This is a genomic window from candidate division WOR-3 bacterium, from assembly GCA_029858255.1.
Lineage (GTDB): Bacteria > Hydrothermota > Tepidihabitantia > SM23-42 > SM23-42 > SM23-42.
In genome coordinates this window covers 1-7967 of record JAOUFJ010000051.1, presented here as the reverse complement: position 1 = coordinate 7967, position 7967 = coordinate 1, and the positions used below count along the sequence as shown (strand labels likewise).

Here is a 7967-nt window from a genome sequence, read left to right as displayed (position 1 = left end):
GATCTTAACCTTATCGATCCAGGGACGGTGCGGAGAATTGCCCTCAAACTCCTGCCAACCCTCGACTGCTTTCTCCTTCAATTCATCACGGCTGCCAATCACCGTGAAATGACCGCATCTGCATTTCCAGATGGGCAAAGCAAGACCCCAGTAGCGTTTCTTTGAAACACACCAATCCGACATGTTCTTCAACCAATCCAGTTCCCGGGCAAGACCGAATTCAGGGAGCCATTTTTCAACCTTCTTCGCGACCTCTGCGATCTCATCACGAAGCGCGTCCATGGAGATGAACCATTCATCGACGAGTCTGAACACGAGCTCGCTGTCGCAGCGCCAGCAAACCGGATAACGGTGGGCATAATCTCCGACCGAATATAGCATATCGCGTTTCTTTAGATCTTCGATTATTGCTTCGGCCACGTCACCTACATCCTTGCCCGAAAGCCAGTCAAAGCCTTCGATGTAAACGCCCAGTTCATCGAGCGGCGCGATCGTCTTCAGCCCGAATTCTTTTCCGAGCGCAAAATCCTCTTTTCCGCAGCCCGGCGCGATATGAACAAGACCGGTCCCCTCGGTCTCGCTGACCTCTTCCCATGGAATGACCTTGTGAACCACGTCTTTCTGGGCCGGTAGATAGTCAAAAGGACCGGTATAAGTCAATCCGAGTAGCGCTTTACCCGGCAGTTCCTCGATTACTTCGTACTTGCCTTTCAATACGCTCGTCAAGTTCTTTGAAAGGTAGTAGACGCTACCGTTATTTTTCACCTTCACGTATGCCATTGCAGGATGCACGGCAACCCCACTATTGGAAGTCAAGGTCCAGGGCGTCGTTGTCCAGACCAGCAGATACTCATCTGTCCGTCCGGTTATGGGGAAACGCACGATAACTGCCTTATGGGTCAATTCTTTGTATCCTTCAGTAGCGATCTCCATGTCGCTGATCGCGGTGCCGCAGCGTGCGCACCAGGGCATTACATCAACACCCTCGTAAATGAAACCGCGCTCATGGCACTTTTTAAGGAAATGCCAGATCGTATAGTTATTGATCTCGCTCATCGTATAATAGGAATGGCTCTTTTTCAGCCAATCCTTATCATCCATCGATGTCTTCCAGTCTCCCCAATCCATCCACATGCCGACCCGGATCGAGGATTCGGTCTGTATCATTGAATATTTATGTACCCTCTCCCGGCATTTTTCGACAAAACGATCGATGCCAAAAGCTTCAATATCGCGTTTCGACTTGAAACCAAGTTCTCGTTCCACCTCCACCTCAACCCACAGCCCCTGGCAGTCAAAACCATTCTGATAGCGCTGGTCAAAACCCCTCATGGTCTTATAACGCTGGAATATGTCTTTATAAGTACGACCCCAGGCGTGATGCACTCCCATCGGGTTATTGGCAGTGATCGGCCCGTCCTGGAACGACCATTTCTTCTTGCCTCTGTTCTTTGTAATGTATTTGGCAAGAATACCCCTCTCGTCCCAGAACTCCTGTATTCTGTGTTCGAGTTCGGGAAACTCCAGCTTTTTCATGACTTTCTTAAAAACCATGTGTGTATTATAGCGGGTTTTCATCATTTGTCAACAAATCCGCTTATTTTTTGTGATTTTCCGTACTACACCTGAGGTTTTCCGGATTTAACGCTGTTCAGTACTCGGCGTAGTAGACCCGGTATTTGCCGTCGGTCTTTCTGAACCTTGCCTGTACCGTACTCGGTTTGACTATACCGCCAAAGGCAAGCACGCGCTCGCCTTCATATCGAGCCAGTACCCTCACGCCCAGACTGCAGCTGGCGAAGATAACGTTATCAGCTGTGGTCGAGTCTATACTTGCCTTCAAACCCTTCATTTGCACGGTGATGGAGTCGACTTCGGCAAAGAAACGACCTACCGCATCGATGAGCCCCTCACGGGTCATATTGTTATTATCCTGGTATTGAACATCGAGGTACGCGCTGACTGTTTCAACTGACTCGTTTTCCACTGCCTTTCTCAGAGCTTTTATGTCGTTTCTTAATCTTCGTTCTTCAGTCGGGTATAACAGCCAGACAAGGACCACTACGATGAGAACCAGCACCCCTAATAACAATTTCCTATTCATGCTGACAGAAATAGCAGAATACCCAGGGTGAAAAACAATATCGCGGTCAGGAATTTGATCGCGGGGATCCTTGCACTCAAGGTTTTCGTGATGCGCTGCGTTGTGAATATGATGGCCATGAGTGCAAACAGGATCAACGGGACGATGAACATGATATTATAAAGCACAAGGGACAGCACTGGCTTGAGCTGCCATCCTGCCTTGGATATCATAAAAGTGATCGTCGGTAAGTATATCTGCCCGGTACAACCGAATTCCAGAAATGAAATCAGCAAACCGGCCACAAAGGAGCCGAACACGATGCCGCCCATTGCCGTTTTCTCCTTTATGTCACGATGGATCCGCTGTTTAATACCGAGAGGTAGTTGGAGAATCATCTTATCCAGTTGTCCTCTTCTTGCATAAAGGTAATCACGCAGGCTCAAAATTCCAAGAACAAAGGCAATTATGCCAAAACACACAAAAATGATTCTCGCAACAATATCGTAGCCGGTGAGGTATTTTAACAGGTTATAAGCACCCACTCCGATGAGAAAATAAGCAATGAATACCGCGCCGATAAAAGAAATTGCCATCAGCACTATTTCCCGGCGCCTGCGGCCGAGGAATAGAAGATAACTCACGAAGAATATGATCGTTGCGAAGGCACAAGGGTTGACCCCGTCAAGCAAACCGGCAAACACTATGCCCAACAATGAAAACCGGCCAAATCGTCTAAAAATATCGCTCTCGGCATTCTGCAGTACTGTATCAACTGCAGCCTGGCTGAGTTTCTCATGTTTTTCGAACAATTCAAACACGTTTTCCGAAGTTATCTGCTCCTTCAGCAAGTAATTCCTGCCGACGATGATAACCGGAACGATGAGCCTTTCGTTCTCAGGAATGCCGATCGCTGCGGAAAGCGCTTCCAGCTTGATCTTGTTGGTGTCGGATAGTATGTCATGCTTCGAGATATGAATTTTTTCGTAGTTCTTCTCCAGATTATTGAAGAGAGCTTCGAGACGCGCACACTCACGGCAGCCGGGCTGGTAGAAATAGAGGATTTCAATCTCTCCTTCAATAGTGGGTAATGTATCCTCTTTCTCCAATTCTTTGACGACCGGGGGTTTCGGTTGGGGAAATGCTTTAAGCACAACTTCGAGCCTGGCGTACAAACTCTCGGGCCCATAAAACACCGAGTCGCCAACAAAGATTACTGGCAGGTCATCACCATATGTATCCTTTGCCCCTTCCATTTTCTCAAGCAACCTGTAATTATCCAGTATGTCTATGTCATATTTCTTTAGACTGAACACATATTTCTTCTTGAGATTTGGAATATCGGTAAGAAGATTATCCATACAGTGACCGCAAGATGGCCGGTAGAAGAAATGCATTACCGGCCCGGTATTCGGCTGACTGCTCAGTATGGCAGCAAGAAATAATGAGAACATGATCCTATGAAGGCAACCGGACACACATGTTCGCAGAATAGTGATGGGTAAGGAAAACCACGAGGGATTTTTGAGTTTTCATAATCAAAATGGGTCGTGCAGGATTCGAACCTGCGGCCACCGGATTAAAAATCCGATGCTCTGCCAACTGAGCTAACGACCCGCATTTTCATTATATCTAATCACAACGGAGTGTCAATATGAACTAACGACGAATAATTGAGGAATTCCAAATGCGAATTGCGAAATTGAAAAAATCGTTAATCTCGTTAATACCGTTTTGTCCGTTATTATCGCTAATATCGTTGAAAACAAAAAACGTTTGGTTCGTTAATTGCGCTAATCCCGCTATTACCGTTGAGAACATGTTTTGGTCATTTGTATTTCGATATTTGATACAACAAACGTTGATTTCGTCAGTTTTTGTTTGATTACTGAGATTGCCGCGTCCGCCTGTGGCGGACTCGCAATGACGGGGAGGCGTGTGACACTTGGACAGAATCTGGATTCCCCGGCCAAGCCGGAGAATGACCATTGTTCGTTCTGCCTCTTCAGATTCTGCAGCGAAGCGACGTGACTTCAGCGCAGCATGTCTTCAGCAAAGCGTGTCTCCAGCGTGCGGCGTAACCCTGGATCCCCCGGTTGAACCGGAGAATGACGTCGGGGCGTGAACGAGTCGCTAGATTTGTGTCAGTCCCAGTTTGCTGTAGTACTTTCTGTAAAAACTGCGGTAGGCACCGGTCTGGGTGTTCTTCAACCATCCGCTGTTCATCCGGTACCATTTTATTGTCTTTGCGAGGCCGACTTCAAAGGATATTTTTGGCTGCCACCCAAGATGGCTTCGTACCTTGGCAATGGACAGAGCATAGCGCCGGTCATGCCCGGGACGGTCTTCCACGTATTCAATTAGCTCAACCGGTTTCTTCAGAATGCTAAGTATTTTTTTTATAACGTACATGTTAGCACGTTCGTACTGACCGCCGACATTATATATCTCTCCGATCTTACCTCTGTGCAGAACGAGATCAATAGCCTGGCAGTTATCCTCAACATATATCCAGTCCCTGACCTGCAGGCCATCGCCGTACACGGGAATCTTCTTGCCGTTCATCGCGTTGAATATCACAAGAGGTATGAATTTCTCTGGAAACTGATAGGGTCCGTAGTTATTAGAAGAGCGAGTAATCACCACTGGCAGGCCATAGGTACGGTAATACGCCATCACCAGACCATCGGCTGCCGCTTTACTCGCAGAATATGGACTCGAAGGGTTGAGGACAGAGCCCTCTCGAAACTTGCCCCGTGCGATCGAACCATAGACCTCGTCGGTCGATACCTGCAGGAACTTCTCGACACCGTATTCGAGTGCGCAATTCAATAATACGCCAACGCCAAGAAAATTGGTCTTGAGAAAATCGCCAGGGGTTGTAATGCTGCGGTCAACATGGGTCTCCGCGGCAAAATTTACAACCCGATCCGGATTGAATTTTTTGAACAGCCTTTTCATTTGTACGGCATTGGTTATGTCTGCTTTCACAAAACGGTAGTTTCTTTTCTTTTCCAGTCCACTGAGGTTCTCGAGGTTTCCGGCATACGTTAATTTGTCAACATTGAGAACTTTATTAGATGGATATCTTGCTGCAAAATACCGGATGAAATTGGAGCCGATAAACCCGCATCCACCGGTTACAAGTACTTTCATTGCTGAAATTGTGAAAGAATAAAAATGCTAACCATCCTTACGCGACCAGTCGTAAGGAATATCCGAACCGTGAGCAGGCTTGCGGTACTCATCAGGGTTTGCGTAATCATAGCATTCTGTAACTACGTTGACGATCATCGCTTCACTACTGCTGACGCACTTGAAGCCATGCCACACAAATTTTGGTATATGTATCAGTATGTGATTATGTTCGCCGATAAAAAACTCATTGGTCAGTCCGTGGGTCGGGCTATCTTTGCGGTCATCATATAGCACGATCTTTGCCATGCCGCACAGAACGGTCATGTTATCGTCCTGAAGCTTATGGCAATGCCATGCTTTGACTACCCCTGGATATGCAGTGGTAACATACACCTGACCGAATTTTGAGAATTCCTTGTCGTCGACGCGAAGTATTTCCATCAATCGTCCACGCTCATCGGGTATCAACTTCAGGTTTTTGATCGACACACCTTGTATCAATTTTTCATTGGCCATCATTGACTCCAATCACTTAATTATCTGAACGTAGCTCTGGTCACCGAGAATGAATTTATGGGTTCTCGGTGATTCATTGATCTGATTGATGACGACGTTCCTGCCGAGTATCGAGCGGTCAATACGGTTCTCCAGGTTGCATATTGTTGCTCCATCCATTATCACGCTACACTCCACCTCGGAATTTTCGATCGTTACATTGGCGCCGATCGAAGAAAAAGGTCCGACATAAGCCCGATAAAGTTTCGAATTTTCGCCGATTATTGCCGGTCCGCGGATGATACTCTTTTCGATAACGGCACCCTTTCCTATCACGATGCGGCCGTTCAATGTGGAGTCTATGACCTCGCCCTTATTGTCCGGTTCGATATCCTGCAAAATCAGCAAATTGGCTTCTATTATATCCTCGGGTTTGCCCGTATCTTTCCACCAGCCCTTCACAGTTTGGGCTTCGACACGATAGCCGTTGTCCAACAGCCACTGTATTGCGTCGGTTATCTCTAATTCATTACGCCACGAAGGCTGTATATGTTCAATCGCATTGTGAATCTCTTTATCAAAGAGATATATACCGACCAGCGCGAGATTAGACGGAGGTTCTTTCGGCTTCTCGATCAATTTCTTCACCCTACCCTGGTCATCAACAACCGCCACGCCGAATTCCTGTGGATTATTGACTTCAGTCAGGAGAATCAGAGCATTGGGTTGATTCTTCTCGAATTGCTTCACAACATCTATGAGATTGTCCTTCAGGATATTATCGCCAAGATACATCATGAAGGGTTCAGTACCCAGGAACTCGCGAGCGATCTTGATGGCGTGGGCTAAACCCAAGGGTGATTCCTGGGGGAGGTATTCGATCTTGATCCCCCATCCCTCGCCGTTGCCGACCGTATTGACCACTTCTTCCCTTGTATCGCCAACAACGATACCGATATTTTTTATACCTACGCGCACCAACGATTCAATTCCATAATAGATAATTGGTCTGTTGGCAATAGGAATCAGCTGCTTGGCGCCAGTATAAGTCAACGGCCTCAACCGTGTACCGAAACCGCCAGAAAGTATCAATCCCTTCATTGTTGAGTGAATTATAGTAATAACTGACTAAAAATCAAGGTTTTTGTAGTAATATTTTGATAAAATCATTCAAGGCTTCTTCCCATGATTTCATTTGGCAGGAGAAAAGAAATTCATAATTGTTCGATTCCAGCGGCGAATACCGTGGACGGCTTGCCGGCAGATTTAGCTCTTCCATTTTGATCGCTCTGACATTAGTTTTGAATCTCATTATTTTTTTTGCTCTCAAGACAAAGTCAAGCCATGAGGCAACACCCCTGTTAACGATATGGTATATGCCATAGTTGTCAGATGTAATCACGCGCAATATCGCCTCAGCAAGATGCTCAATATAGGTTAGAGAAGCAAACTGGTCACAGATGACGTCGATCGAACCGGGTTTCTTTTCTGCGGCAAGGAATTTTGATATATACGTCTTCGAGTTTCTACCGAACAGCCAGGATGTTCGAACAATATAATAACGCTCACAGATATCCCTCACATAACGCTCGCCCAGTAATTTTGTATTTCCATATACACTTATGGGGTTCGGCTCACTATACTCTGAGTAAGCTTCCTCACTATTTCCATCAAAGACGAAATTCGTGCTAGTATAAAGCATCTTTGCGCCGATCTTCTTGGCAATTATTGCCAACCCCATGCTGCTTAACGCATTGACCCGCAAAGCCAGGTCTTGCTCAACTTCACACGTATCAACGTCACTCACTGCGGCAAAATGAAGTATGACGTCCGGATGGTATTCCAACAAAACTCTGTTCGTCGCTTTGAAATCGGTAATGTCGAGCTGTTTGACGTCGATTGCCAGAAATTTGATCTTCTCGTTGCGCAGCAGCCGCGTCATTTCCTGTCCCAGAGCTCCTTCAGCGCCGCTGATAAAAATCTTCATCAGCACATTATAGCCTTGCGGATAAGGATGTCAATCAATTGTTATTCTTGACTTTTACTCTATTCTGGAGATAATAGCTCCGGCAGTCGGATTCTTTTAAGAATCCCGCGACATTAATAAAAACTTCAGATTTTCGCAGACTGGCACTTTTCTCTGGATGAAGAGAAAATCATCTGACAATTAAGAAGGAGGAAGATAATGGCAGGTAGTGCAGACAAAAAAGCAGATCTGGCTGGTCCTGGTGTGAGCACCTATGAAGAGGTA

General features: G+C 46.4%; 7 protein-coding genes and 1 tRNA gene. All 8 read right to left on the bottom strand.

The annotated features are described in order from the left end of the window. The coding region (locus OEV79_11910) for a class I tRNA ligase family protein (protein MDH4212140.1) at positions 1 to 1554 on the bottom strand (1554 nt) is incomplete at its 3' end. A gap of 97 nt (positions 1555 to 1651) precedes the next feature. After that, complete coding sequence (locus OEV79_11905) at positions 1652 to 2104, bottom strand: hypothetical protein (GenBank protein ID MDH4212139.1); 453 nt, start codon at positions 2102 to 2104, stop codon at positions 1652 to 1654. Continuing rightward, entirely contained in the window at positions 2101 to 3537 is a 1437-nt protein-coding gene (locus OEV79_11900; GenBank protein MDH4212138.1) for a hypothetical protein, read from the bottom strand. Before OEV79_11900 ends, OEV79_11905 begins: the two co-directional genes overlap by 4 nt. 90 nt (positions 3538 to 3627) lie before the next feature. Then, a tRNA-Lys gene (locus tag OEV79_11895) sits at positions 3628 to 3700 on the bottom strand. A 516-nt stretch (positions 3701 to 4216) separates the two neighbouring features. Further along, positions 4217 to 5239, bottom strand: coding sequence for a dTDP-glucose 4,6-dehydratase (rfbB, locus tag OEV79_11890; GenBank protein MDH4212137.1), 1023 nt, complete (start codon positions 5237 to 5239; stop codon positions 4217 to 4219). Positions 5240 to 5266: 27 nt separating this feature from the next. Further along, the gene (locus OEV79_11885) at positions 5267 to 5737 is read right to left on the bottom strand and encodes a dTDP-4-dehydrorhamnose 3,5-epimerase family protein (GenBank protein MDH4212136.1); all 471 of its coding nucleotides are present in this window, start codon (positions 5735 to 5737) and stop codon (positions 5267 to 5269) included. Positions 5738 to 5749: 12 nt separating this feature from the next. Further along, positions 5750 to 6817, bottom strand: a complete 1068-nt coding sequence (locus OEV79_11880; protein MDH4212135.1) for a glucose-1-phosphate thymidylyltransferase — start codon at positions 6815 to 6817, stop codon at positions 5750 to 5752. Positions 6818 to 6851: 34 nt separating this feature from the next. After that, positions 6852 to 7703 carry a dTDP-4-dehydrorhamnose reductase gene (gene rfbD, locus OEV79_11875; protein MDH4212134.1) on the bottom strand — a complete coding sequence of 284 codons (852 nt, stop codon included), beginning with the start codon at positions 7701 to 7703 and terminating at the stop codon, positions 6852 to 6854. Between the last annotated feature and the right edge of the window lie 264 nt (positions 7704 to 7967).

What these genes read in the sequence shown, in the direction of transcription:
- rfbD (MDH4212134.1), bottom strand. Translation starts at nt 7,703, where the DNA reads ATGAAGATTTTTATCAGCGGCGCTGAAGGAGCTCTGGGACAGGAAATG.
- OEV79_11880 (MDH4212135.1), bottom strand. Translation starts at nt 6,817, where the DNA reads ATGAAGGGATTGATACTTTCTGGCGGTTTCGGTACACGGTTGAGGCCG.
- OEV79_11885 (MDH4212136.1), bottom strand. Translation starts at nt 5,737, where the DNA reads ATGGCCAATGAAAAATTGATACAAGGTGTGTCGATCAAAAACCTGAAG.
- rfbB (MDH4212137.1), bottom strand. Translation starts at nt 5,239, where the DNA reads ATGAAAGTACTTGTAACCGGTGGATGCGGGTTTATCGGCTCCAATTTC.
- OEV79_11905 (MDH4212139.1), bottom strand. Translation starts at nt 2,104, where the DNA reads ATGAATAGGAAATTGTTATTAGGGGTGCTGGTTCTCATCGTAGTGGTC.
- OEV79_11900 (MDH4212138.1), bottom strand. Translation starts at nt 3,537, where the DNA reads ATGTTCTCATTATTTCTTGCTGCCATACTGAGCAGTCAGCCGAATACC.